Consider the following 24011-nt stretch of genomic DNA (forward strand, 5'->3'; position numbering starts at 1 on the left):
CTTGCTGACAACGGGGATGCGTGAAAACAGGGAAATTGTAGCGGAATCAGGGGGAGGTAAAAGCAATCGCTGCAAAAGGGGCCAGTAATACCGGCCCCATTGGGCTTAGCCCAGGATCTTAGCCAGCTCGGCACTCACTTCGGTCACCTTACGGGTGCCATCGATTTTGTGATAGGCGGTGTTGCCTGCTTCCGCTTCTTTGCTGTAGTAAGCAATCAACGGTGCGGTCATCTGATGGTATTCCACCAGGCGCTTACGCACGGTCTCTTCCTGATCATCTTTACGTGTGGTCAGCTCTTCGCCTGTCAGATCATCTTTACCTTCCACTTTCGGTGGATTAAAGGTGACGTGATAAACGCGGCCAGATGGCGCGTGAACGCGACGGCCCACGATACGTTCAACGATCAGTTCGTCCGGTACGGCAAACTCCAGCACGTGATCAACTTTGATCCCGGCTTCTTTCATTGCATCTGCCTGAGGAATGGTGCGCGGGAAACCGTCCAGCAGGAAACCGTTTTTGCAGTCTTCCTGAGTGATACGCTCTTTAACCAGCGCAATCACCAGCTCATCGGTCACCAGTTTGCCAGCATCCATGATGGCTTTCGCCTGGTTGCCCAGCTCGCTGCCTGCTTTTACTGCTGCACGCAACATGTCGCCGGTGGAGATTTGCGGAATGCCGTACTTCTCCATGATGAATTGGGCCTGAGTCCCCTTACCTGCGCCCGGAGCTCCGAGCAGAATAATACGCATTGCGTAAATCCCCTTGCGAATCGCATTGATCTATCTTAGAAGCGGAAGAACATACCATTATGACCCGCTCATCACAAGGAAGGGCGCGGATCGCGCGGGGCGACTTTAGTCGCTTTTTGGCCCTGACCCCGACCCACCTGGCCTGCCTGCTGCTTTTTCAGATTTACCGCCTGCGCTGAGCAGGAATTGCAGTCGCCGACTCAGATGGTGCGTCATATTGACGCTTTTTTTGCCGCTGCCGCGCACATTAGCAGTCAGCTGCAGCCTCGCCAGCTGCGGCCATTTCACCACATCTTCCGCATCTGACAACGCAGCGATCAGCGAGGGCGGGACGTTAAAGCTGGCAAACGGCAATCCGGGCTGATGGCAGGAGTTCAGCGACAGCGGGGCTGACAGGGAAAGCGCATCGACAGTGGCGGCATTGTAAGGTCGCCATTGCGGATCGTCGATGCGGCGCAGCGCCTCGTGCATGGCGGTCAGGGTCAGTCCCTGTTCAAACAGCCGTAGTTCGCTGCGAACCAGCGTACTGAAGTCATGTGTTCGCAATGCCACCAGCACCAGATCGCTGCAGATCTCAGCATGGCGATCCAGTCGGGTCACAAACAGATGGGCTTCGTCGATCAGTTTCTGATGCAGCACGCTGGCAAAACTCTCGCTCGCTTCTGTCACGCCCTGATTCTGGCAATCCTGCAGCGGGCGCACACGACCATTGGGCAATTCGACATGCGGGACCAGCCTGATAGTGCCCGCTATCAGCGGAACCGCTGGCAGATTGTTGAGTTCGGTGACCGGATAACGTGAGGCATAACGGTGCTGATTGCGCGCCTGTTCCTGCCGAAGAAACAGCTGAGAAAGTAGCACCTGCGCCACATGGAGTGAAGGCGCGAAGAAGAGATCAAACTGCTCCAGCCGGTAAAAGCGTGAGAGCGCCAGGCGTAACCGATGGCGCGCCTCTGCTGATGTTTCAGAGGATAAAGGGCCGTGTGCCATGGCTGTCTCGCTTCAGGGAGTGTGCGGCGTAAGCGCAGGTCAGGCGAGGCGGAATATCCGAGTGAAATCACAGATATAAGGCTGAGTCAACCCGCCATAATTTGCCCTACAGAGTAGGTCAATGCGGCTGGACTTTGAAATGATATAAATTGACAATCGCTGTGAGATTTTTGCACAGGGGATAAGGATGAACGGACTGCCGCCACTGAGAGCGCTGCACTATTTTCACCAGGCAGCCTTACACAGCAGCTTTAGTGTGGCGGCCGAACATCTGCATGTCACGCACAGCGCTATCAGCCACCAGATTCGCCAACTGGAAAGCTGGATGGGCAAACCGCTTTTTGTCCGCAGCAATGGACGCGTGAAACTGACTTCACACGGCGATCACCTGCTGGTGAGCTGTCAGCAGGCCTTTAGTGAGTTACGCAGCAGCTGCGAGAACATTCGCACCGGCCTGCTTCAGCAGATTCGGATTTCCTGTGCCCCCAGCTTTTTATCTCAATGGCTCATTCCTCGCATCGCCAGCTTTTATCAGTGCTATCCGGAGATTGAGGTTCACTTTCTGCCGCTGGCACCGATCTCGCAACTTCGCAGCGAACATGTGGATGTGCTGATCCTCAGTCACGGCGATCCACCTGAACCGGATATCGACGCGACCCTGGTGAGCGAGGATGAGATTGGGCCGCTCTGCGCGCCGCATCTGGCCTCGCAGTTACGTGTCGGCAATGATCTGGCAAGGATGACCTTGCTGCATGCGGATACCCGACTGCATGCATGGTCAGAGTGGGCGGCAAAAACCGGGCACAGTGGCCGTTTAAACGGTGGCAAGCATTTTGAAACGCTGACGCTGGGCATTCAGGCCGCACGAAGCGGTCTTGGCGTTCTGATGGCGCCGCGTTTACTGGTTCGCAAAGAGCTGGAGGATGGCACGCTGCTTGCGCCGCTTGGCTTTGTCCGCGTCGAGCGGGCGACCTGGATGATGACGAAGCAGAGCCGGCGTCAGGATACAGAGATTAGTGTGTTTCGTGCCTGGCTGCGGGATGCCGGACAGCCATAAAAAAGCCGGTGATGATCACCGGCTTGATTTTGATGACTGCATCTGGCCTGTTGCCGTTATGCGGTCAGCAGCTGGTTCATGCGACGGATAAACTGGTTAGGATCGTCCAGTGTACCGCGTTCTGCCAGCAACGCCTGATCCAGCAGCAGCTCAATCCATTCACCGAAGCGTGCTTCATCCTGCGTATCCGCAACACGTTTCACCAGCGGGTGATCCGGGTTGATTTCAAACAGGTACTTCACTTCCGGCACTTCCTGTCCGGCCGCCGCAAACAGCTTCGCCATCTGCGTGGTCATCTCGTTGGCATCGGTCGTCACAATCGCTGGCGTGTCGGTCAGACGATGCGTCAGACGCACCTCTTTCACGCGTTCGCCCAGCAGATTTTTCACACGCTCAACAAAAGGCTCCAGCGCTTTTTCCGCCTCTTTCTGCTCTTCGGTCTCTTCATCCGCCAGCTTGCTCAGCGAGTCATCTGCTTTGCTGACCGACTGGAAGGTTTTACCATCGAACTCGGTCAGGTAGCTCATCATCCATTCGTCGATACGATCGGAGAGCAGCAGCACCTCAATACCTTTCTTGCGGAACAGCTCCAGATGCGGGCTGCTCTTCGCGGCGGCATAGCTGTCAGCCGTGATGTAGTAAATCTTCTCCTGACCTTCCACCATGCGGCTGACGTAGTCTTCCAGCGAAATAGTCTGTGCCGAACCGTCACTCTGGGTGGTGGCGAAGCGCAGCAGCTTAGCGATCGTTTCCTGGTTGGCATTATCTTCCGCCGGACCTTCTTTCAGCACCAGACCGAATTCATTCCAGAAAGTCTGGTATTTCTCGTTGTCCTCTTTCGCCAGTCTTTCCAGCATCTGCAGAGTACGCTTAGTCAGCGCAGCACGCAGGCTCTGGGTCACACGGCTATCCTGCAGGATCTCGCGGGAGACGTTCAGCGGCAGATCGTTGGAGTCAATCAGGCCACGCACAAAGCGCAGGTAGTTCGGCATAAACTGCTCAGCGTCATCCATGATAAAGACGCGCTGCACGTAGAGTTTCAGGCCATGCTTCAGATCGCGGTTCCACATATCGAATGGCGCACGCGCCGGAATGTAGAGCAGGCTGGTGTACTCCTGCTTACCTTCCACCCGATTGTGGCTCCAGGCGACCGGGTCGCTGTAGTCATGGGCGATATGCTTGTAGAACTCGTTGTACTCGTCGTCGCTGATCTCAGATTTATTGCGGGTCCACAGCGCCTGGGCTTTGTTGATCTTCTCCCAGTGCGTGCCTTCGCCTTCTTCATCTTTGCTCTCGATCTCAACCGGCAGCGCGATGTGATCGGAATATTTGCTGATGATGCTGCGCACGCGCCATGCGTCCAGGAACTCATCCTCGCCTTCGCGCAGATGCAGGGTGATCTCGGTGCCGCGATCGGCTTTCTCAATCTCCGCCAGGGTATATTCGCCCTCGCCCGCTGATTCCCAGAACACACCCTCATCGGCTGATGCGCCAGCGGCACGGGTACGCACCGTGACTTTATCCGCCACGATAAACGCAGAGTAGAAACCGACACCGAACTGACCGATCAGCTGGCTGTCTTTAGCCTGATCGGAGCCCAGGGATTCCAGGAAAGATTTGGTGCCTGATTTGGCGATAGTCCCGAGGTTCTCAATGACCTCATCGCGACGCATACCGATACCATTGTCGCTAAGCGTCAGCGTACGGTTGTCCTTATCAACAGAGAGACGAACACGTAGCTCGCCATCACCTTCATACAGGCTGGAATCTGACAGGGCGCGGAAGCGCAGTTTATCTGCGGCATCCGAGGCGTTGGAGATCAGCTCACGCAGGAAAATTTCTTTGTTTGAATAGAGAGAATGGATCATCAGATGCAGAAGTTGTTTTACTTCCGACTGAAAGCCACGGGTCTCTTGTCCTTTCATGGTCATTGCTACCTCAACAAAACAGGTTGAACAAACGTTGAGGTTGATGTGGGGATGACGCGGGGATTTTCAAGCCGGTGTCTTTCACAACACCGGCAAGTGATTAAAATTTAAACTTCTGGCGACCCGCCAGTGAGTGAGACAGCGTGGTGCCATCCACCATCTCCAGCTCTCCGCCTACCGGCACGCCGTGTGCGATACGGCTGGCGTCGACGCCATACTGGCCACAGAGCTCAGCAATGTAGTTCGCGGTTGCCTCACCTTCCACCGTCGGGTTGGTGGCGAGGATCACTTCCTGCAGGTTTTCACTCTCCAGACGCTGCTCCAGACGATCCAGGCCAATATCAGCCGGACCGATGCCGTCGAGCGGCGAGAGATGTCCCATCAGCACAAAGTAGCGACCGCCAAACTGGCCGGTTTGCTCAATGGCGTGGATATCTGCCGGGCTTTCCACCACGCAGATTTGACCATTCTGCTGACGCCGTGGATTGGCGCAGATGGTGCAAATTTCCTGCTCGGTAAATGTCCGGCAATCAGAACAGTGTCCGATCTCCGACATCGCCCGGGTCAGTGCCTGTGCCAGCCGCATGCCACCGCTGCGATCGCGCTGCAGCAGCTGAAAAGCCATGCGCTGCGCCGATTTTGGCCCAACGCCAGGCAGACAGCGCAGCGACTCCATCAATGATTCAAGCAGTGGACTGGTTTGCATCAGAACGGCATCTTAAAGCCTGGTGGCAGCTGCATGCCTGAGGAGACAGACGCCATCTTCTCTTTCTGGGTTTCATCAATGCGACGTGCCGCATCGTTGAACGCCGCGGCAATTAAATCTTCCAGCATATCTTTGTCATCTTCCAGCAGGCTGGGATCGACTTCCACACGACGGCAGTTGTGCGCGCCGTTAATGGTGACTTTCACCAGGCCAGCACCCGATTCACCGGTCACTTCAATCGCGGCGATCTCTTCCTGCACCTTGGCCATTTTGTCCTGCATCTGCTGGGCCTGTTTCATCAGGTTACCCAATCCGCCTTTACCACCAAACATAGTTTTCTCTCTCAGCTAAGGCTACAACGCTATCATTACGATAGCAGCAGCGTGTTCAAACAGGTCGGATACTCTCCTCATCCAGATCGGCATCAAAAAATCGCTGCAGCGTCTGGATGTGGGTATCACAGGTGATCGACTGACGCGCCTGCGCCAGTTTCTCTTCGTAAATGGCCTGACGCCACTCCAGTGGCGTCAACACCGATGAATTATCGTCTTCAACGACAGAGAGTTCAACTTTCTGCCCGGCACGATCACTCAGCGCATCACTTAACACCTGCTGCGCCGAGGGTGAATTAAGGTGACGCTGGCTACTGCGTAAATGCAGACAGACCCCATTTTCGGTGGTCTCTTTCCAGGCATTCAACGCCAGCTGCTGCACCAGTTTCGGCAGCGGCAGTGTTGCAATCTCTGCGGCCCACGGATCGCGCTGCTGTGCTTCTTCCGCCAGACGCGCCGCCAGCTCAGGGGTTTTCTCATGCTCCAGTGCGGAACGCAAGGCCTTAGGCGTCGCGACCGGCTCCGCCACTACGACCGTCTGATTGACCGCTTTCCAGCGGTACGCTTCCTCTTTTACCGGGGCGGCAGGCTCGCGATCGCGGATACGCTGCTGACTGCGCTCGGTGACCGAGGCCAGACGCTCCAGCGCGGAGTTGGCCGGCCGCGCACCTGGCGCTGCCGGCTCACTCTTTTTTGGCTTGTTCGCTCCCTGACGCAACAGCTGAGTGCGCGCCTGCAGGAGCTGACTGGTGGAACTTGAGAGTGGCGCATCATGTGCTGCATCCGGCGGCGGCGCAGGCTGCTGAGCGGCATCGGGCGCGGCCATCTGCGGCTGAGCGGCAACCGGCTGTTGCGGCGCAGGCGTCGGCTGCTGAGCCACGGACGACGTTGTCTGAGACGGCATCGCGGCTGCAGGTGACGATGTGGCTGGCTGTGCTGCCATGTTTCGTGCACCCGGCGAAGGCGCTGAGGCTGCCGGTGAGGTCTGCGCCGGAATGACAGGTGCCATCTGCTGAGTTAACACAGGACGTGCAATGGGTTCAGCCACATCAGCTTTAGGATGAAACGCCAGTGCGCGCAGCAATGTCATCTCTACACCCATGCGGCGATCGGGCGCAATAGGCAGATCCTTGCGGCCCATCAACAGCGTCTGGTAATAGAGTTGCAGATCGGCAGGCGGTACCACGCGTGCCAGTTCCCGCAGCCGCAGGGCGTTGCTCTCATCGTCGTCGTTGAGCGAAGCTGGCAGCAGCTGCACCATTGCGATCTGGTGCAGCAGGCGCAGCATCTCGACCAGCAGCGCCTCCCATTCCACCCCGCGAGAGGCGGCCTGGCTCAGCAGGTTCATCACCTGCTGACCGTCGCCGTCCACCAGCGCTTCCAGTAGCCCAAGCGGCTGTTCATCATCCAGTGTGCCGAGCATGATGCTGACCGTACTGCTGGTCACAGCCCCCTGCCCCATAGCAATGGCCTGATCGGTCAGGCTCAGCGCATCGCGCATACTGCCATCGGCGGCCCGTGCCAGAAGCTGCAGCGCCCGGGTTTCACTCTCAATCTGTTCCTGCTTCAGAACATGCTCAAGCTGCTGACGGATTTGGTCAACATCCAGCGCTTTGAGGTGGAACTGCAGGCAACGCGAAAGAATGGTCACGGGTAGTTTCTGCGGATCGGTGGTCGCCAGCAGGAATTTAACGTGTGAAGGGGGTTCTTCCAGCGTCTTCAACAGCGCATTGAAGCTGTGACGTGACAGCATGTGCACTTCATCGATCAGATAGACCTTGAAGCGGCCACGCGCCGGCGCGTACTGCACGTTGTCGAGCAGATCGCGGGTATCTTCAACTTTGGTACGCGATGCGGCGTCAATTTCAATCAAATCGACAAAGCGGCCCTGCTCGATCTCACGGCAATTATCACACTGACCACAGGGCGTGGCGGTGATACCGGTTTCACAGTTAAGGCCTTTGGCCAGCAGACGCGCAATGGTGGTTTTCCCTACGCCGCGGGTGCCGGAGAAGAGATAAGCATGATGGATGCGTCCCAGAGACAATCCATTCGCCAGCGCCGTCAGAACATGTTCCTGACCGACAACATCAGCAAAAGCCTGGGGACGCCATTTTCGCGCAAGTACCTGATAGCTCATGTGGGTTCGACGAAGTTGGATGGAAAGATGAGCGCAGACGCTCTGCAACCCCTGTATAAGATTGCAGTAGTCTATCAGCTACGCTTTTGGCTGGCACTCGTTATCTTGACGCCGAAGGCGTGACGGCCTCGCCGGTTGGCAAGGCCGAAAGCGTGGCTTAGTGGCCGGGGAATTTGACCAGGCTGTAGCTCTCAATGCCCAGGGCACTGAGACGCGATTCACCGGTCAGATCGAACAGGTTAATAATGAAGGCTGCGTCTTTCACTTCACCGCCTGCACGACGAATCAGTTTAACCGTCGCTTCAATGGTTCCGCCGGTCGCCAGCAGGTCATCAACCACCAGCACCAGGTCGCCTGGCTGGATGGCATCTTTGTGCAATTCCAGTTTATCGGTGCCATATTCCAGCTCATAGGATTCGCTGTAGACCTCACGCGGCAGTTTGCCGGGCTTACGCACCGGAACAAAACCGACGCCAAGACCTAATGCCACCGGTGCACCAAACAGGAAACCACGCGCTTCCGTACCCACCACTTTAGTGATGCCTTTATTACGGTAACGCTCAACCAGCAGCGCTATAGACGCGGCATAGGCTTTGGGATCTTCCAGCAGGCTGGTGACATCGCGGAACAGGATGCCTGGCTTAGGATAATCGGGAATACTTTTAATGCTGTTTTTAATGAATTCAAGCTGCTGCGCAGTGTCGGTCATAATGATACGCCTGGTAAAAAATTCTGTTTCGCGCAGCTTCAAAAGCGCTAATACCTGGTAAAAGGCTCAGCGGAAGTCAATTCACAAAGGGAAGCCACGCACGAAGACGCCCAAATCTAAGCAAATGACCGGCTAAATGCAACTTTATCGCGGCGACTTCGGTGCGTCCGCTGCTTCTGCCACCACCGGAATACGCCACATAAACAGCAGTAGCGCAGCCAGCATGATGAGCAACATGATGCGGACCCAGAGCTGATGCACCAGGAAAAGTGAAAGCGTAAAAGAGGCGACTATCAGGCAGATAGCGCGTACTTTGGCTCCCGGCGGCATTGCGCGATGCTGTTGCCAGTGGCGCAGATAACGGCCAAATGGCGATTTCCACAGCAGCCAGTGATGGAAACGCGGCGATGAACGGGCAAAACACCAGGCCGCCAGCAGCATGAATGGCGTGGTAGGTAATAAAGGTAATACAATGCCCAGCGTCCCCAGCACAATTGCCAGCCAGCCGAGGGTTAATAACAGAATGCGTTGCATGAATCCCGTCCAGCTCTTTCCTCATCCGCTTACGTTAGCACAACCGGGCACCATGCAATGAGTGCGAACGCCGTGCAACAGCGCCTGCAACAGCTCCTTGTCGACCTGCGTCAGGAGATTGCCCGCCATTCTGATGGGGTTTGTCGCCTGCCACGCTTTGACACGCAGCTGTTTCACACCAAGGGCACGCGACTGGCGGATTACCTGCTGGAAGTAGAACAAAATTTCGCCCGGCTGTGCGATAACAGTGACGATCTGGCCCGCTCGGCCTGGCTGGCTGAACGTCTGGTCGATCAGATTGCCGCCCTGCAACGGGAGGCGAGTACCCAGCAGCTGCGTACCCGACGCGAACAGCCCGTTAAGAACCCACGCGCTTCAAAATATCAGGAGTACCGGGAATTTGAGCGGCGTTTACTGGCGATGATTGATCAGCGTGAGCAGCGGCTGGCGCTGGCCGGGACGCTGGCGGTCCAGCGTCAGCTTAAGCAGGATTTGGAAACGTTAGAGGGAAGACTGGCGCGCTGTCGGCAGGCAATTCGTTCTGTCGAATGGGCCTCTTCATTGCGCGGTGGCGAGCACAGCGAATAAAGCGTACCGTGACAAAAGCGCTTCTATACTGGGTGTAATTCTGCGCGGAGATGAAAAATGGGCTTACTGAGCTGGCTGATATGCGGGCTACTGCTGGGGTTGCTTAAGCGTTTGCTGATGCCGGGACGACCCGGCGGCCTGATGGCGACCCTGACGCTGTCGATGATCGGCGCACTGATTGGCGGTTATATCGCCACCTATTTTGAACTGGGCACGCTGGCAACGCTACATATCGGCGCACTTGGCATGGCGATTCTCGGCGCCTTACTGATGCTGCTGGTCGCAGCCCGATTACGTATTTAGGAGAAAAGATGTCACTGGAAAACGCCCCTGACGACGTGAAGCTGGCTGTTGATCTGATTCAGCTACTGGAAGAGCACCAACTCCCGGTGGAAACCGTGCTCTCCGCGCTGGCTATGGTGCAGCGCGATTACGAGAACAAGCGCGATCGTCAGCCGGCTTAGCGGCGGGCCGTCAGCGTCGGACTGAGGCGCAGCATATCAATAAAAGCATTGGTCAGAATGGGCGCGTCAGCAGCTAAATCAAAACTGTCTGGCGCAAACAGCCAGCTTTCCATCATACCGTTGACGTAACCACGCAGGATAAGTGCGGCCTGACGCGTGCTGAGACTGCCCGGAAGTTGCCCGGCTTCAATACACTGACGCAGGACATCTTCAATTTTGTCGTAGCATTCCAGGAGTAAGCTCTGCTGAATATTCTTCAGGGCCGACATTTCGCCTACAAATTCGCATTTATGGAAAATGATTTCCATCAACGCGCGGCGTTGGGGATCCTTTGCAGTCGCATCAAAGATATAGACCAGCATTGCGCGCAACACAGAGAGTGGATCGCCAGGGTATTTTGTCTGATACTCAAGTTCCACATCGTCCAGACCAGCATCGCAACGAAGCCATATTTCATGTAATACATCGGCTTTATTTTTGAAATGCCAGTAGATAGCCCCACGCGTAACGCTGGCTGCGGTTGCAATCTCTGCCAGAGAAGTGGCTGAGACACCTTGCTGTGAAAACAGAACAATAGCGGCATCAAGAATTTGATGTCGTGTTTCAAGTGCTTGCGCTTTGGTTTTTCGTGCCATAGTGGGCTTTTTTTACAAACAGGTAAGTTTACATACATTTGTGAATGTATGTACCATAGCATGACCTGCGACTTGCCACAGCAATGGGTTTTTCAGTTTGTGATCCATTGACCATTTGATATCGGACACTAGAGGTTTATTTATGAATAAAATCAGAGGATTATCGCCTCTGGCGGCCGTCCTGATGCTATCAGGCAGCTTTTTGTTAACAGGATGTGACAACAATAAATCCGAACAAGCCGCCCAGCAACCGCCAGCAGTGGGGGTTGTCACACTGAAAACTGAACCCCTGAAAATCTCGACTGAATTACCTGGCCGCACCTCGGCATATCGTGTTGCCGAAGTCCGTCCGCAGGTTTCCGGTATCATTCTGAAACGTAATTTTATTGAAGGCAGTGATGTCAAAGCAGGTCAGTCTCTTTATCAGATCGATCCTGCTACTTATCAGGCCGCCTATGACAGCGCCAAAGGTGATTTAACTCAGGCGCAGGCTAATGCACGAATCGCTCAACTGACCGTCAAACGTTATAAGCCGTTACTCGGTACTAAATATATCAGTCAGCAGGATTACGACACTGCCGTTGCCACTGCGGCGCAAAACGATGCCGCCGTTCAGGTTGCAAAAGCCAATGTGGAAACAGCCCGCATTAATCTGGCTTACACCAAAGTTACCTCGCCTATCAGTGGCCGCATTGGCAAATCTTCTGTAACGGAAGGTGCGCTGGTACAAAACGCTCAAACCACCGCGCTGGCTACCGTGCAGCAACTGGATCCAATGTATGTCGACGTTACCCAGTCGAGCGAAGATTTCATGCGCTTACGTTCAGAACTGGAGTCGGGTCAGCTGAAGCAGAACGATGGCAAAGCCAATGTGACCCTGCTGATGCAGAACGGCAGCAGCTATCCACAGACAGGTACGCTGGAGTTCTCTGACGTCACTGTCGATGAGACCACCGGTTCTATCACCCTGCGCGCCATTGTCCCGAACCCGAACCATGCTCTCTTACCGGGCATGTTTGTTCGCGCGCGTCTGGATGAAGGCACCAATCCAAATGCATTGCTGGTTCCGCAGCAGGCGGTAGCCCGGACCCCAACCGGTCAGGCAACAGTCATGGTGGTAGGTGCAGACAACAAAGTGGAAGCCCGTCAGGTCACCACCTCTCAGGCGATTGGCGACAAATGGTTAGTCACCGACGGCGTTAAAGCGGGTGAGCGTGTAATCAGCACGGGTCTGCAGCGAGCCAAGCCGGGCGCACAGGTTACCCCACAAGAAGTCTCAGACGATGCGAAAGCGGCACCCGGTTCAAAGCCGCAGTCTGACAAGTCATCGTCATAACAGGAGCCGTTGATTCATGGCTAAGTTCTTTATCGATCGCCCCATCTTTGCGTGGGTGCTCGCCATCATCATCATGTTGGTTGGTGCGCTATCGATTCTCAAACTTCCGATCGAGCAATATCCCAATGTTGCGCCGCCGGCGATTGAGATTCAGGCCACCTACCCTGGTGCGGATGCCAAAACGCTGCAGGATTCAGTAACTCAGGTTATTGAGCAGAACATGAACGGTATCGATGGACTGATGTATATGTCCTCGAGCAGCGACTCCTCCGGCACGCTGACGCTGACCATCTCCTTTGAGTCAGGCACAGATGCGGACATCGCGCAGGTTCAGGTGCAGAACAAACTGCAGCTGGCCACGCCGCTGCTACCGCAGGAAGTACAGCAACAGGGGATTCAGGTCAAAAAATCCTCCAGTAGCTTCCTGATGGTTGCGGGCTTCATCAGCGACGATGTCAATATGACGCAGAATGATATTTCTGATTTCATTTCGTCATCTATCAAAGATCCCATCAGCCGAACCAAAGGTGTGGGTGATACCCAGGTATTTGGTGCGCAGTACGCGATGCGTATCTGGATGGATCCGCACAAGCTGAACAACTACAACCTGACGCCGGTTGATGTGATCAGTGCGCTGAACACCCAGAACACCCAGGTCGCTGCCGGTCAGTTAGGGGGTACGCCTCCGGTGCCGGGACAGCAGCTCAACGCCTCGATCATTGCGCAAACCCGTCTGACCTCAACGGATGAGTTCGGCAAAATCCTGCTCAAAGTGAACGAAGATGGTTCTCAGGTTCGTCTGCGTGATGTGGCAAGGATTGAACTCGGCGCAGAAAACTACGAGATCGTTGCCCGTTATAATGGCAAGCCTGCGTCCGGTATCGGTATCAAGCTGGCCACCGGTGCGAATGCGCTGGATACCGCCAATGCGGTGAAAGAAGAACTGGCCAAATTGCAGCCGACCTTCCCGGACGGATTGAAAGTGGTCTATCCGTATGACACCACGCCGTTCGTTAAGATCTCGATTTTCGAAGTAGTGAAAACGCTGATCGAAGCGATTGTGCTGGTGTTCCTGGTCATGTACCTGTTTCTGCAGAACTTCCGCGCCACGCTTATTCCGACCATCGCGGTACCCGTGGTGTTGCTGGGTACGTTTGCCGTTATCGGTGCGTTTGGTTATTCGATAAACACCCTGACGATGTTCGGGATGGTACTGGCCATCGGCTTGCTGGTGGATGATGCCATCGTGGTGGTCGAGAACGTTGAGCGCGTGATGGCGGAAGAAGGATTACCGCCAAAAGAGGCGACCAAACGTTCCATGGAGCAGATCCAGGGCGCACTGGTCGGTATCGCGCTGGTGCTGGCCGCCGTATTTATTCCAATGGCGTTCTTTGGGGGGTCGACCGGTGTTATTTACCGTCAGTTCTCCATCACTATCGTGTCGGCCATGGCGCTATCGGTGCTGGTCGCCTTTATTCTGACGCCGGCACTCTGTGCCACCATGCTCAAGCCGATTAAAAAAGGCGAGCACGGCAAAACCACCGGTTTCTTCGGCTGGTTCAACCGTATGTTCGACAAAAGCACTAATCACTATGTGGATGGTGTGGGTCACATGGTTCGCAGCACAGGTCGCTATATGGTGATCTACCTGGTGATCGTGGTCGGTATGGCGTTTCTGTTTATGCGCCTGCCCTCTTCCTTCTTACCGGAAGAGGATCAGGGTCTGCTGCTGGCTCAGGCGCAGCTGCCTGCTGGTGCAACCCAGGAACGTACTCAGAAAGTCCTGGATCAGGTGACGGATTACTTCCTGACGCAGGAGAAAGACTCGGTCAAATCGGTGTTCACCGTTAACGGCTTTGGCTTTGCCGGTCGTGGACAGAACACCGGTATTGCCTTCGTCAGTCTCAAGCCATGGGATGAGCGTACCGGTGCCGACATGAAGGTTCCGGCGATTGCTGGCCGTGCCATGCAGGCGCTGGGCGCAATCAAAGATGCCATGGTTATTCCTTTCAACCTGCCAGCCATTATCGAACTGGGTAACGCGACCGGCTTCGACTTTGAGCTGATCGACCAGAATAACCTTGGCCACGATAAGCTGACGGAAGCGCGTAATCAGCTGTTCGGCATGATTGCCCAGCATCCTGATACGCTGGTTGGCGTGCGCCCGAACGGTATGGAAGATACACCGCAGTACAAGCTGATGATCGATCAGGAAAAAGCACAGGCGCTGGGTGTGTCACTGAGTGACATCAATACCACGCTGGCCGCCTCCTGGGGTGGATCCTACGTCAATGACTTCATCGACCGTGGTCGCGTGAAGAAAGTTTACGTGATGGGTAAAGCGGATTCACGCATGCTGCCGGACGACATTGGCAAATGGTACGTGCGTAACAGCAGCGGAACCATGGTGCCCTTCTCTTCCTTCTCTACGGCGAAATGGCAGTACGGTTCACCACGTCTTGAGCGATACAACGGCTTGCCTGCGATGGAAATCCTGGGACAGGCTGCGCCAGGTAAAAGTTCAGGTGCGGCAATGGACCTGATGGAAGAGCTGGCGGCGAAACTGCCTGCCGGTATCGGCTATGACTGGACAGGCATGTCCTATCAGGAACGCCTGTCGGGCAACCAGGCTCCAGCGCTCTATGCCATCTCGCTGATTGTGGTCTTCCTGTGTCTCGCCGCACTGTACGAGAGCTGGTCGATTCCCTTCTCGGTCATGCTGGTCGTTCCGCTCGGGGTTATTGGTGCGCTGCTCTTCACCACCCTGCGTGGCCTGAGTAATGACGTCTACTTCGTGGTGGGGTTACTGACAACCATCGGCCTCTCAACCAAGAACGCCATCCTTATTGTCGAATTTGCTAAAGATTTGATGGATAAAGAAGGCAAAGGGCTGATTGAGGCCGCGCTGGAAGCGTGCCGTATGCGTCTGCGTCCTATCCTGATGACGTCACTGGCGTTTATCCTCGGGGTACTGCCGCTGGCGATCAGTACCGGTGCTGGCTCCGGTTCGCAGAACGCGGTAGGTACAGGCGTAATCGGTGGTATGGTTACCGCGACCATCCTGGCAATCTTCTTCGTTCCTGTGTTCTTTGTGGTGGTGCGCCGCCGCTTTGGCAAGAAAAAAGAAGAATCAGCGAACGGTCATCCGGTTGAATCTGACCAGACTCACTAAGCTGTAAATCATCTGAGGCCGCGCAAGCGGCCTTTTTTTTGCCTGCCATTCCCCCCTCCTTCTCGCCTGCCACTTCACCTGAACCAGCGCTGCGGCAGTTGCAATCCCGAAAGGTGCGGCGCATAATAATGTAATATTATAACATTACATAGGTGCGAATTATGAAAGCGAATATCCATCCTCATTATCGTCACGTGGTCTTCCATGACACATCAGCGGATGTCTGGTTCAAAATTGGATCCACCATCAAAACCGATCGTACCGTGGAGTTCGAAGGCGAAACGCTGCCCTACGTCACCCTGGATGTGTCGTCAGCTTCACACGTTTTCTACACCGGTAAACAGAAAGACTTTGCTAAAGAGGGCAGCACCGCGCGCTTTAATCAGCGTTTCGGGCGCTTTCTTGGCCGTAAATAAGGGAGAGAGTCATGCAGGTATTAAGCTCGCTGCGTTCAGCAAAACGTCGTCATCGGGATTGTAAAGTGGTGCGCCGCAAGGGCCGGATTTACGTTATCTGTAAAACGAATCCACGCTTTAAAGCCGTACAGGGAAGAAAGAATAAACGCTAGTTTGTGTCGTGATGACTGGCCGGGCTTGCCCGGCCTTTTTTATGCTTAGCGCATGCTCTTCAGCATCGCATTCACGTTGTGTTTAAAAGCGGCCTGATAGGTCGCCGCCGGGCCAGAGGCAGTGGATAACGCTTCCGGATAAAGCTCACCACCCGGCTCGGCGCCGGTGGCGCTGGCAATCTGCTTCACCAGGCGCGGGTCGGTCTGATTCTCAATGAAATAGCGGTGAATGTGCTGCTGCTTCAGCTGGTTGATTAAGCTACCCACGTTGCTGGCACTCGCTTCCGCTTCCGTAGAGAACCCGACTGGCGCCAGAAACGTCACGCCATAGCGCTGTCCAAAGTAACCAAACGCATCGTGACTGGTCAGCACCTTACGCTTGTCTGCAGGCACAGCATCAAAGGCCGTTTTTGCCCAGCTATCCAGCGCCTGAAGTTGCTGTATGTATTTCTGCCCGCGCTGACGGATTGCTGGCGCATCCTCCGGGTCAGCTTTAACCAGCGCATTCATCACATTGGTCGTGTAAATAACGCCGTTCTGCATGCTGTTCCAGGCGTGAGGATCGGTAACGGTTTTGCCATCCTCGTCCATGCTGCGGGTGGTCACGCCCGTTGAGGCGACCACAGGCTCGCCGCGATACCCCGACGCGCTGACTAACCGATCCATCCATCCTTCAAGCCCGAGCCCGCTGACAAATACCAGATCGGCCTTCGCCAGCGCCTGGCTATCCTGGGGCGTTGGTTCAAACGTGTGGGGATCGCCATTCGGACCCACCAGGCTTTTTACGTTGACATGATCGCCGCCGACCTGTTTAACAATGTCTGCCAGCACGGTAAAACTGGCCACCACATCGACCGTTTTTGCCATCGCCAGTGGCGTGGCAAACAGCGCAGCGAGCGCCAGGCTAACCGGTAATTTTTTCATAGATACCCCTTAAGATTAATGGCGGCGCAAAATCCCGCCGCATGGCCCTGCAAGAATGGAGAAAAAAAACAGCATGGCAGCGCTCAGCACCACAGCGGGACCGGCCGGTAATGAAAAGTGCCAGGAGAGCATCAGTCCAGCCAGGGCTGAAATCATTGCCATGAAAATGGCGATAACCAGCATCGCGGCAAGATGGCGGCTCCAGAAACGGGCGCTGGCGGCGGGCAGCATCATTAACCCCACTGACATCAGTGTGCCCAGCACCTGAAAGCCCGCCACCAGATTCAGCACCACCAGCATTAAAAACAGACCATGCACCAGCGGTGCGCTCCATTTTCCCTGCGCCCGCAGGAAGTCACTGTCAAACGCATCAATGACCAGCGGACGATAAATGATCGCCAGCATAATCAGCGTAAAGGCGGCGATGCCGCCGACCAGCAACAGTGCAGCATTATCCACCGCCAGCAGCGAGCCAAACAGAACGTGCAGCAGATCCACGCTTGAGCCGCGGAGTGAGACCAGCGTGACGCCCAGCGCCAGTGAGCCAAGATAGAACCCGGCAAAACTGGCATCTTCTTTTAAGGGCGTGTATCGACTCACCGCGCCGGAGAGCAGCGCCACGGCTAAACCAGCGATCAGGCCGCCGATACCCATTGCGACCAGTGACAGTCCCGAAATCAGATAGCCAATGGCGGCACCGGGTAACACTGCATGTGATAACGCATCGCCAATCAGGCTCATACGACGCAGCGAGAGAAATACGCCGAGCGGTGTGGCACTGACGGCCAGCGCGACACAGGCGACCAGCGCACGCCGCATAAAACCAAACTCAATAAAAGGCTGTATCAGGGTCACGGCGCACGACTCCGAAGGGGGGAAACAGAGAGGCAGGTGCAGCTGACATCACTTTCATCCATCGACATGACGTTACTGAAGTAGCGCGCCACCAGCGGACGATCGTGCAGCACCACCAACAGCGTTGTGCCAGCCTGCTGTTGCTGTTCAAGTATCGACATCAGTAATGTTACCGTCTGGCTGTCAATGCCGTTAAAAGGCTCATCCAGCAGCCAGAGTTGGCTACGCTGCAACATCAGCCGCGCGAATAATACCCGCTGGAGTTGACCACCGGATAAGGTCGCGGGCTGCGCATCCGCATAATCACTCATCTGCACTGCTTCCAGCGCCTGCCAGATCTCGCGATGCAGTACCCGGTTGATGCCGCCGAACCAACCGCAGCGTGGCCAGCAGCCAATTGAGACCAGTTCAAATACCGTCAGGGGAAAGCGCGTCTCCAGTTCAGTGCGCTGCGGCATCCAGCCAATATCCCGGCGCGCAACCTGCAGCTCGCAGCGCCCCGCTATCGGTGGCAGTAAGCCCGCGATGGTTTTTAACAGCGTTGATTTGCCGCTACCGTTAGCGCCGACCAGGGCTGTCATCGAGCCAGTTCCGAGCTGACCATGAATGGCGGGAGTAACAACCTGTCCCTGATAGCCTGCGCGAAGTGCGTTAAACCGGATCATGCGCTGATCCCCCATTTTATCGCCACAGCAAGCAGCACAATGAATAGCAGTGCGATAGCCAGTCGCCCACCCAATGACATAAGTAATCCACTCTGACGCATCACTTCACCAATATGTTATAACATAACAATAATATATCGGATGTTGTCGTTAGTTAAACGCGTGATTGTGTATCAAAAGATAAATTCTCCCTGAACTGACTGTCAGCCGCACAACCGTGAAACAGCCTGCTAATACGTCTGGCCTGTTTTATAAACTGACGTTTTTGTGCTCACCTGACTTGCAAACCTGTTGCGGAAAACCAATGATAGGTTTATTAACGGTTATAAGCGGATGAGATATGCTGTCACGAATTGAATGTGATATTGATGCAGGCGAAATGGATTGCGCAAAAATAGCCGGGGTTGTTCAGCGGAATATTCTCAAAATAACAGATTTGCTGGTAGGTGATTTACGCTGGTACTCTCAGAATGCGCAGTTAGTTCCAGGCAGTTTAAAAATCGTTTCGGTTGAATACCAGGATCTGAATAGTTTTAAATTACTTTACGATTTTGACTGGAATTTATTTAGTCCTTGTCAGGATTTAAATGAAACGGTCACGCAGTCTGAGCAGGTGAATTTCTACATTAAGCCCGGTGTACTTGAGTTTGATGTGATTGAGAATGAGCAACCCTCACCCGGTGATGAATTGTAATATTTAGTAATGGAGGTGAGCAGAACTAATGGTTTTACACTATCTTTAAGATATCCCGTTTAATAACTGCCCGAATAATCGCTTCCCGGCGGCGTTATTCTGACTCGCTGCCCTATGGCAACTGTGCTAGCTATGGAGGGGAAAAAGATGGACGAATACTCACCGAAACGGCATGATATTGCCCAGCTTAAATACCTGTGTGAAAGCCTGTTTGACGACAGCATGGCAACGTTAACCGACAGCCATCATGGCTGGGTAAATGATCCCACTTCTGAAAGCAATCTGCAGCTTAACGATCTGATTGAGCACATCGCCTCTTTCACCATGAATTACAAAATTAAGCACGTTGAAGATGAAGCGCTGATTTCGCAAATCGATGAATATCTTGATGATACCTTTATGTTATTCAGCAACTATGGTGTCAATAGTCCGGATCTTCAACGGTGGCAACGTTCAGCAAAACGCTTATTTAATCTGTTCACTGAAGAGTGCGCTTTTCTCCAGCAACCGAGCCATTCATTATAGTACAGACATGAGAACGGTTTATTTATGAACAAAACACTGACTAAAACCGATTATTTGATGCGACTGCGGCGTTGCCGCTCACTTGATACCCTTGAAAGGGTGATTGAAAAAAATAAGTATGAATTACCTGAAGACGAGTTAGCGGTATTTTACTCGGCTGCTGACCATCGTCTGGCGGAGCTGACGATGAACAAGCTTTACGATAAAGTCCCGGTTTCCGTCTGGAAATTTGTCCGTTAATCTGATCGATTAGAACTTAGCATTACCCCTGTTTAGTACCGGATATTCCTGCCTGCCAGCAAAGGAGCGGCCCAGGCGGGTTTTGCCTGTCTGCAGTTTTCGGGGGGGATTTTGAGGGGGTAAAGTGGTGGGGGCCCTGCCAGCTACATCCCGGCACACGCGTCACCTGCTACGGCTGCTTCCTTCCGGATCTGACCGAGTTCACAAGCTAGCATTGCGGGAGAACCAACAGGGCCCCCATTGACAAGCCCTCTTTACGAGAGCGGGTGCATTATCTGGGAAGGAGGTGGCAATTGCAAGCGTAGTCGGGACAACCGTTGTTTTCTTGAACAATCACCGCGTTAACACTTTCACTGCCCTCTCCTCATGCTAAAGTTAACCCCCTTTTTCCTGATGAAATAAGCACATGGATCAGCCTGACACTTTCCAGCAACGCATCTGGCAAATTGTTGCCGCTATTCCATATGGCCATATCAGCACCTATGGCGATGTGGCGCTGCTGGCCGGTTCGCCGCGCGCGGCACGGCAGGTTGGCGGCGTACTGAGCCGTTTACCTGAAGGCACGACGCTTCCCTGGCATCGCGTCGTCAATCGTCACGGTAAAATTTCACAGCAGGGCGACAGTCTGTTGCGGCAGCGGGATGCACTGGAAGCGGAAGGAATAGTGGTGAGTGATGAAGGACAGCTCGATCTTAAAACTTATCGCTGGGATTTCAGTCAGGAATAAGGGGTGACGACGTCACCCCGATAAATCATCAGATATGGGTTGGTGCAGGAACTGCAGCAGACGGCGTCACCTGAGTCGGTGAAGTCGAAGGCACGGTGGTCGCTGCCCCAGGCTGGGTTGGCATCGCCACTGACGGTACCGGAACCAGCAGCAGTTCAGCTTTGGTGCCGCCCTGGTTGATGACTGGCTTCACGCCTTCGGTTACAAAGGTCAGTTTGCCATCAATTGTGATAGCGGCACTTAACAGAATACGTGCATTAGGCTGAATGTCGGCCGGGTTAAACGGCAGCACGAACTGGAACGGTGCCTGTTTGCCTTCAGTACGCACTACGCGCTGCGACAGCACTTTAGAAGGTGCGTCGGATACAGAGGCATCAGAGAGCGTCACGGTTAATACCGCATCCGGCGGCAGCGCAATACGCTGGCGGATATAGATCGAACCACTTACATTTGGCTGCGCAATCGCGGCCGTCTGTCCTGCTACTGCAGAACCCAGCGTTGGTGTAGGTACGGGTTTACTCTTGTCGGCGCATCCCGCAACAGCAACCGCAATAACCACTCCACTAAACACATGCCTGAGTTTCATTGATGTCGTCTCCATTTGATCAAAATGATTGTCGGCAGCGAATCCTGCTTACAGCGCTTCACTCGCCGTATGTCCTTAATTTTGGCACATATTTGAAATTTTGCCTGACACAGGCAAAACGGAAAGTCTGATTGACGTCAACTGGTCCGATCTTTCACACTGAGCAGGTCACTATATTGAGGAATGCGCCATGAGTCAGGCACTGCAAAATCTGCTGAATTTATTGAATCTGGAAAAACTGGAAGAGGGTTTATATCGCGGCCAAAGTGAAGATCTGGGTCTGCGCCAGGTGTTTGGTGGTCAGGTGGTGGGTCAGGCGCTGTATGCAGCTAAACAAACCGTCCCGGAAGATCGCGTTATCCACTCTTTTCACAGCTATTTTTTGCGGCCAGGCGATAGCCAGAAAGCGATTATTTACGATGTTGAAACGCTGCGCGATGGCAAAAGTTTTAGCGCTCGCAGGGTCAGTGCCATTCAGAATGGGCAGCCTATTTTTTATATGACCGCCTCTTTCCAGTCACCGGAAAGCGGATTTGAACATCAGAATCCAATGCCGCAGGTGGCGGGACCCGAGAATCTACTAACTGAACAGGCGATGGCGCAAAAAATGGCGCATATGCTGCCAGATAAGTTACGCGAGAAATTCATTGCTGAACGTCCGCTGGAGATCCGCCCGGTGCAGATTCACAACCCTTTGCGTGGCCATGTGGATAAGCCTGAACGCCAGGTATGGATACGAGCTAACGGCCCACTTCCTGCCGACTTGCGTATCCATCAGTATCTGCTCGGCTATGCTTCGGATCTCAACTTCCTGCCCGTCGCGCTGCAGCCCCACGGTAAAGGCTTTTTAGAGCCGGACATGCAGGTCGCCACAATCGATCACTCCATGTGGTTCCACCGCCCTTTCGACTTCACTGAATGGTTGCTCTACAGCGTGGTCAGTACTTCCGCTTCGGGTGCGCGGGGTTTTGTCCGGGGTGAGTTTTACAATCAGCAGGGTGTACTGGTGGCCTCAACGGTTCAGGAAGGGGTAATGCGCCAGCGCAGCGAATAAAAAAAGGGGGCGATTTCTCGCCCCCTTTTTTTTTCAGTGCCTATCCATTACTGGTTGTAAGCATTCTCGCCGTGGCTGTTTACATCCAGACCTTCACGTTCATGCTCTTCCGGTACGCGCAGACCGACAATCAAATCGGCCAACTTGAAGCCGATGAAGGCAACAACGCCTGACCAGACAATAGTCAGACCCACGCTGAAAAGCTGAACCCAGATCTGATGGCCCATGGTGACGCCCTGTGCATAGCCAACGCCGCCCAGTGAAGAGGAAGCAAAAACGCCGGTCAGGATACAGCCCACAATGCCGCAGACGCCGTGCACGCCGAACACATCACAGGGATCATCCACGCGCAGCCATTTTTTCAGCGTGGTAACACCCCACAGTCCCGCCAGTCCGCCGACCAGGCCGATGATTAATGCACCGCCAACGCCGACATAACCACAGGCAGGGGTAATTGCGACCAGACCGGCAATAAAGCCTGAACAGGCACCCAACAGAGAAGGCTTACCCCGTACCGCCCACTCGCCAAAGGTCCATGCCAGTACGGCTCCTGCTGTTGCGACGACAGTGTTCAGGAAGGCCAGTGCTGCGATTTCGTTTGCTGCAGACGCAGAGCCGGCGTTGAAACCAAACCAGCCGACATAGAGAATGGCGGTGCCGGTGAAGACCATCGGCAGGTTGTGTGGCTTGAAGGCTTCTTTACCAAAGCCAGCACGTTTGCCAACCAGATAAGCGCCCACCAGACCCGCGACAGCAGCGTTGATATGCACCACGGTACCGCCAGCAAAGTCCAGCGCGCCATCCTGAGCCAGGAAACCGCCTGCCCACACCATGTGCGCGATAGGCAAATAAGAGAGCGTTAGCCAGACACCGACAAAGATCAGTACCGCAGAGAAGCGGATACGTTCTGCGATGGAGCCAACAATCAGACCCACAGTGATACAGGCAAACGAGGCCTGAAATGCCACATGAATATACTGATAGAAGCTGCCCATGACGGCGGTCAGCTGAATGTTTTTCAGCATGGCCCAGCCAAAGCCGCCAAAGAAAGCGTTGCCTTCACTGAATGCCAGGGAGTAGCCGTAGACTACCCACAACACGCAGACCAGCGAGAAGGTCACAGCGACCTGCGTCAGCATCGAAAGAACGTTTTTGCCGCGAATCAGACCGCCGTAAAAGAGCGCAATACCTGGAATTGACATAAACAGCACCAGCGCGGTGCAAATCATCATAAATGCGTTATCAGCCTTGTCCGCAACGGCAGGCGCAGCCATGGCGAGTGAGGGTAACAGTGCCAGGCTGGTGAGGCCCAACTTAGCTAACATTTTATTCATTTTTATTCCATCCCATCACAGTACTGAGTCTTAATTACAGAGCGGCTTCGTCGGTCTCGCCGGTACGAATGCGGATGACGCGCTGCAGTTCAGCCACGAAAATTTTACCGTCGCCAATTTTGCCGGTGTAAGCCGCTTTACTGATGACATCGACTACTTCGTCTAACTGATCGTCGGCAATCGCGATATCAATTTTGACCTTCGGCAGGAAGTTCACGCTGTACTCTGCGCCACGATAAAGCTCTGCATGGCCCTTTTGACGGCCAAAACCCTTCACTTCGGAGACGGTCAGTCCCTGAATGCCGATAGAGGATAAAGCTTCACGTACATCCTCCAGCTTAAATGGCTTAATTACGACGGTAACCAGCTTCATTGAATCCCCTCCAGCGAGTAAATAGGTAACGTTTACGGACACGCAGGGATATAAGCAAAGCCTGTGCCAGAGTGCAAAACTGACGTAAATCAGTTATTCAGGCGAGACGGGGCAAGGGATGTTTT

At 54.4% G+C, this 24011-nt stretch carries 28 protein-coding genes, 1 other RNA gene and 1 other annotated feature; of the genes, 13 read left to right on the top strand and 16 right to left on the bottom strand.

Translation table 11 applies throughout. From position 1 onward, the window contains the following. Positions 1-105: 105 nt before the first annotated feature. Both adk and HZZ01_RS09390 read right to left on the bottom strand, forming a co-directional pair. A complete protein-coding gene (gene adk / locus HZZ01_RS09385) occupies positions 106-750 on the bottom strand; it encodes an adenylate kinase (protein WP_090963185.1) in 645 nt (214 codons plus the stop codon). Positions 751-855: 105 nt separating this feature from the next. After that, positions 856-1740, bottom strand: a complete 885-nt coding sequence (locus HZZ01_RS09390) for a DUF6024 family protein (RefSeq protein WP_179896673.1) — start codon at positions 1738-1740, stop codon at positions 856-858. Positions 1741-1927: 187 nt separating this feature from the next. Here HZZ01_RS09390 and HZZ01_RS09395 point away from each other — a divergent pair, with 187 nt between their 5' ends. Next, positions 1928-2797 carry a LysR substrate-binding domain-containing protein gene (locus HZZ01_RS09395; RefSeq protein WP_179896675.1) on the top strand — a complete coding sequence of 290 codons (870 nt, stop codon included), beginning with the start codon at positions 1928-1930 and terminating at the stop codon, positions 2795-2797. Positions 2798-2853: 56 nt separating this feature from the next. On the opposite strand, the gene htpG is transcribed toward HZZ01_RS09395, so the two are convergent. The 6 genes from htpG to HZZ01_RS09425 all read right to left on the bottom strand — a co-directional run bounded on the left by htpG (position 2854) and on the right by HZZ01_RS09425 (position 9146). Then, positions 2854-4728, bottom strand: coding sequence for a molecular chaperone HtpG (gene htpG, locus HZZ01_RS09400; RefSeq protein ID WP_179896677.1), 1875 nt, complete (start codon positions 4726-4728; stop codon positions 2854-2856). Between the two features lie 97 nt (positions 4729-4825). Next, positions 4826-5431 carry a recombination mediator RecR gene (gene recR / locus HZZ01_RS09405; RefSeq protein ID WP_136198751.1) on the bottom strand — a complete coding sequence of 202 codons (606 nt, stop codon included), beginning with the start codon at positions 5429-5431 and terminating at the stop codon, positions 4826-4828. Continuing rightward, positions 5431-5763 carry a YbaB/EbfC family nucleoid-associated protein gene (locus HZZ01_RS09410; protein ID WP_003850423.1) on the bottom strand — a complete coding sequence of 111 codons (333 nt, stop codon included), beginning with the start codon at positions 5761-5763 and terminating at the stop codon, positions 5431-5433. Before HZZ01_RS09410 ends, recR begins: the two co-directional genes overlap by 1 nt. A 55-nt stretch (positions 5764-5818) precedes the next feature. Further along, complete coding sequence (dnaX, locus tag HZZ01_RS09415) at positions 5819-7903, bottom strand: DNA polymerase III subunit gamma/tau (RefSeq protein ID WP_179896679.1); 2085 nt, start codon at positions 7901-7903, stop codon at positions 5819-5821. Beyond that, positions 6416-6477, bottom strand: a sequence feature (DnaX frameshifting element). It overlaps the preceding gene by 62 nt. A gap of 157 nt (positions 7904-8060) precedes the next feature. Beyond that, positions 8061-8612, bottom strand: a complete 552-nt coding sequence (apt, locus tag HZZ01_RS09420) for an adenine phosphoribosyltransferase (protein ID WP_179896681.1) — start codon at positions 8610-8612, stop codon at positions 8061-8063. 144 nt (positions 8613-8756) lie between these two features. Continuing rightward, a complete protein-coding gene (locus HZZ01_RS09425) occupies positions 8757-9146 on the bottom strand; it encodes a DUF454 family protein (RefSeq protein ID WP_179896684.1) in 390 nt (129 codons plus the stop codon). Positions 9147-9203: 57 nt separating this feature from the next. On the opposite strand from HZZ01_RS09425, the gene priC reads away from it, so the two are divergent. From priC to rsmS, 3 genes are read left to right on the top strand one after another with little or no spacing between them, the layout of a single operon-like run. Then, the gene (gene priC, locus HZZ01_RS09430) at positions 9204-9734 is read left to right on the top strand and encodes a primosomal replication protein PriC (RefSeq protein ID WP_179896686.1); all 531 of its coding nucleotides are present in this window, start codon (positions 9204-9206) and stop codon (positions 9732-9734) included. A 57-nt stretch (positions 9735-9791) separates the two neighbouring features. Next, positions 9792-10037, top strand: a complete 246-nt coding sequence (locus HZZ01_RS09435) for a hypothetical protein (RefSeq protein WP_179896689.1) — start codon at positions 9792-9794, stop codon at positions 10035-10037. Between the two features lie 8 nt (positions 10038-10045). Then, on the top strand, positions 10046-10198 hold the full coding sequence (rsmS, locus tag HZZ01_RS09440; RefSeq protein ID WP_179896691.1) for a pleiotropic regulatory protein RsmS: 153 nt from the start codon (positions 10046-10048) through the stop codon (positions 10196-10198). On the opposite strand, the gene acrR is transcribed toward rsmS, so the two are convergent. Then, positions 10195-10833 carry a multidrug efflux transporter transcriptional repressor AcrR gene (gene acrR, locus HZZ01_RS09445; protein ID WP_179896693.1) on the bottom strand — a complete coding sequence of 213 codons (639 nt, stop codon included), beginning with the start codon at positions 10831-10833 and terminating at the stop codon, positions 10195-10197. The two genes, rsmS and acrR, sit on opposite strands and share 4 nt — an antisense overlap. Before the next feature lie 142 nt (positions 10834-10975). Between acrR and HZZ01_RS09450 the strand changes: the two genes are divergently transcribed. The 4 genes from HZZ01_RS09450 (at position 10976) to ykgO (ending at position 15909) form a co-directional block, all read left to right on the top strand. Further along, on the top strand, positions 10976-12169 hold the full coding sequence (locus HZZ01_RS09450) for an efflux RND transporter periplasmic adaptor subunit (RefSeq protein ID WP_179896695.1): 1194 nt from the start codon (positions 10976-10978) through the stop codon (positions 12167-12169). A 16-nt stretch (positions 12170-12185) separates the two neighbouring features. After that, on the top strand, positions 12186-15341 hold the full coding sequence (locus HZZ01_RS09455; protein WP_179896697.1) for an efflux RND transporter permease subunit: 3156 nt from the start codon (positions 12186-12188) through the stop codon (positions 15339-15341). A gap of 161 nt (positions 15342-15502) precedes the next feature. After that, on the top strand, positions 15503-15757 hold the full coding sequence (locus HZZ01_RS09460) for a type B 50S ribosomal protein L31 (protein WP_136196485.1): 255 nt from the start codon (positions 15503-15505) through the stop codon (positions 15755-15757). 11 nt (positions 15758-15768) lie between these two features. Beyond that, positions 15769-15909, top strand: a complete 141-nt coding sequence (gene ykgO, locus HZZ01_RS09465; protein ID WP_179896699.1) for a type B 50S ribosomal protein L36 — start codon at positions 15769-15771, stop codon at positions 15907-15909. Positions 15910-15954: 45 nt separating this feature from the next. Here the strand turns inward: ykgO and HZZ01_RS09470 are convergent, their stop codons facing one another. Genes HZZ01_RS09470 through HZZ01_RS09480 form a run of 3 tightly spaced genes read right to left on the bottom strand, consistent with a single transcriptional unit; the run spans position 15955 to position 18353 of the window. Next, positions 15955-16833 (bottom strand): metal ABC transporter substrate-binding protein, encoded by an 879-nt coding sequence (locus tag HZZ01_RS09470; protein WP_179896702.1) that lies wholly within the window; start codon positions 16831-16833, stop codon positions 15955-15957. A 15-nt stretch (positions 16834-16848) separates the two neighbouring features. Next, positions 16849-17688 carry a metal ABC transporter permease gene (locus HZZ01_RS09475; protein WP_179896704.1) on the bottom strand — a complete coding sequence of 280 codons (840 nt, stop codon included), beginning with the start codon at positions 17686-17688 and terminating at the stop codon, positions 16849-16851. Next, positions 17685-18353 carry a metal ABC transporter ATP-binding protein gene (locus HZZ01_RS09480; protein WP_179896706.1) on the bottom strand — a complete coding sequence of 223 codons (669 nt, stop codon included), beginning with the start codon at positions 18351-18353 and terminating at the stop codon, positions 17685-17687. The genes HZZ01_RS09475 and HZZ01_RS09480 overlap by 4 nt, the downstream gene beginning before the upstream one ends. Before the next feature lie 340 nt (positions 18354-18693). Between HZZ01_RS09480 and HZZ01_RS09485 the strand changes: the two genes are divergently transcribed. The 3 genes from HZZ01_RS09485 to HZZ01_RS09495 all read left to right on the top strand — a co-directional run bounded on the left by HZZ01_RS09485 (position 18694) and on the right by HZZ01_RS09495 (position 19812). Next, positions 18694-19047, top strand: coding sequence for a hypothetical protein (locus tag HZZ01_RS09485; RefSeq protein WP_179896708.1), 354 nt, complete (start codon positions 18694-18696; stop codon positions 19045-19047). A gap of 147 nt (positions 19048-19194) precedes the next feature. Beyond that, complete coding sequence (gene tomB, locus HZZ01_RS09490) at positions 19195-19572, top strand: Hha toxicity modulator TomB (RefSeq protein WP_003850455.1); 378 nt, start codon at positions 19195-19197, stop codon at positions 19570-19572. 24 nt (positions 19573-19596) lie between these two features. After that, entirely contained in the window at positions 19597-19812 is a 216-nt protein-coding gene (locus HZZ01_RS09495) for an HHA domain-containing protein (protein WP_179896709.1), read from the top strand. A gap of 134 nt (positions 19813-19946) precedes the next feature. Here HZZ01_RS09495 and ffs read toward each other — a convergent pair. Next, an RNA gene (gene ffs / locus HZZ01_RS09500) (signal recognition particle sRNA small type) lies at positions 19947-20043 on the bottom strand. 175 nt (positions 20044-20218) lie between these two features. On the opposite strand from ffs, the gene HZZ01_RS09505 reads away from it, so the two are divergent. Next, entirely contained in the window at positions 20219-20539 is a 321-nt protein-coding gene (locus HZZ01_RS09505; RefSeq protein WP_179896711.1) for an MGMT family protein, read from the top strand. A 28-nt stretch (positions 20540-20567) separates the two neighbouring features. On the opposite strand, the gene HZZ01_RS09510 is transcribed toward HZZ01_RS09505, so the two are convergent. Further along, the gene (locus HZZ01_RS09510) at positions 20568-21125 is read right to left on the bottom strand and encodes a YbaY family lipoprotein (RefSeq protein ID WP_179896713.1); all 558 of its coding nucleotides are present in this window, start codon (positions 21123-21125) and stop codon (positions 20568-20570) included. Positions 21126-21315: 190 nt separating this feature from the next. Here HZZ01_RS09510 and tesB point away from each other — a divergent pair, with 190 nt between their 5' ends. Continuing rightward, entirely contained in the window at positions 21316-22179 is an 864-nt protein-coding gene (tesB, locus tag HZZ01_RS09515) for an acyl-CoA thioesterase II (protein WP_179896715.1), read from the top strand. A 47-nt stretch (positions 22180-22226) separates the two neighbouring features. Here the strand turns inward: tesB and amtB are convergent, their stop codons facing one another. Together amtB and glnK are read right to left on the bottom strand one after the other, a co-directional pair. After that, the gene (amtB, locus tag HZZ01_RS09520; protein ID WP_179896717.1) at positions 22227-23513 is read right to left on the bottom strand and encodes an ammonium transporter AmtB; all 1287 of its coding nucleotides are present in this window, start codon (positions 23511-23513) and stop codon (positions 22227-22229) included. Positions 23514-23547: 34 nt separating this feature from the next. Beyond that, positions 23548-23886: a P-II family nitrogen regulator gene (glnK, locus tag HZZ01_RS09525; RefSeq protein WP_003850469.1), complete on the bottom strand. Its 339-nt coding sequence runs from the start codon at positions 23884-23886 to the stop codon at positions 23548-23550. Positions 23887-24011 lie beyond the last annotated feature (125 nt).

Origin of the sequence: Pantoea sp. WMus005, assembly GCF_013415305.1 — a bacterium.
Lineage (GTDB): Bacteria > Pseudomonadota > Gammaproteobacteria > Enterobacterales > Enterobacteriaceae > Pantoea > Pantoea rara.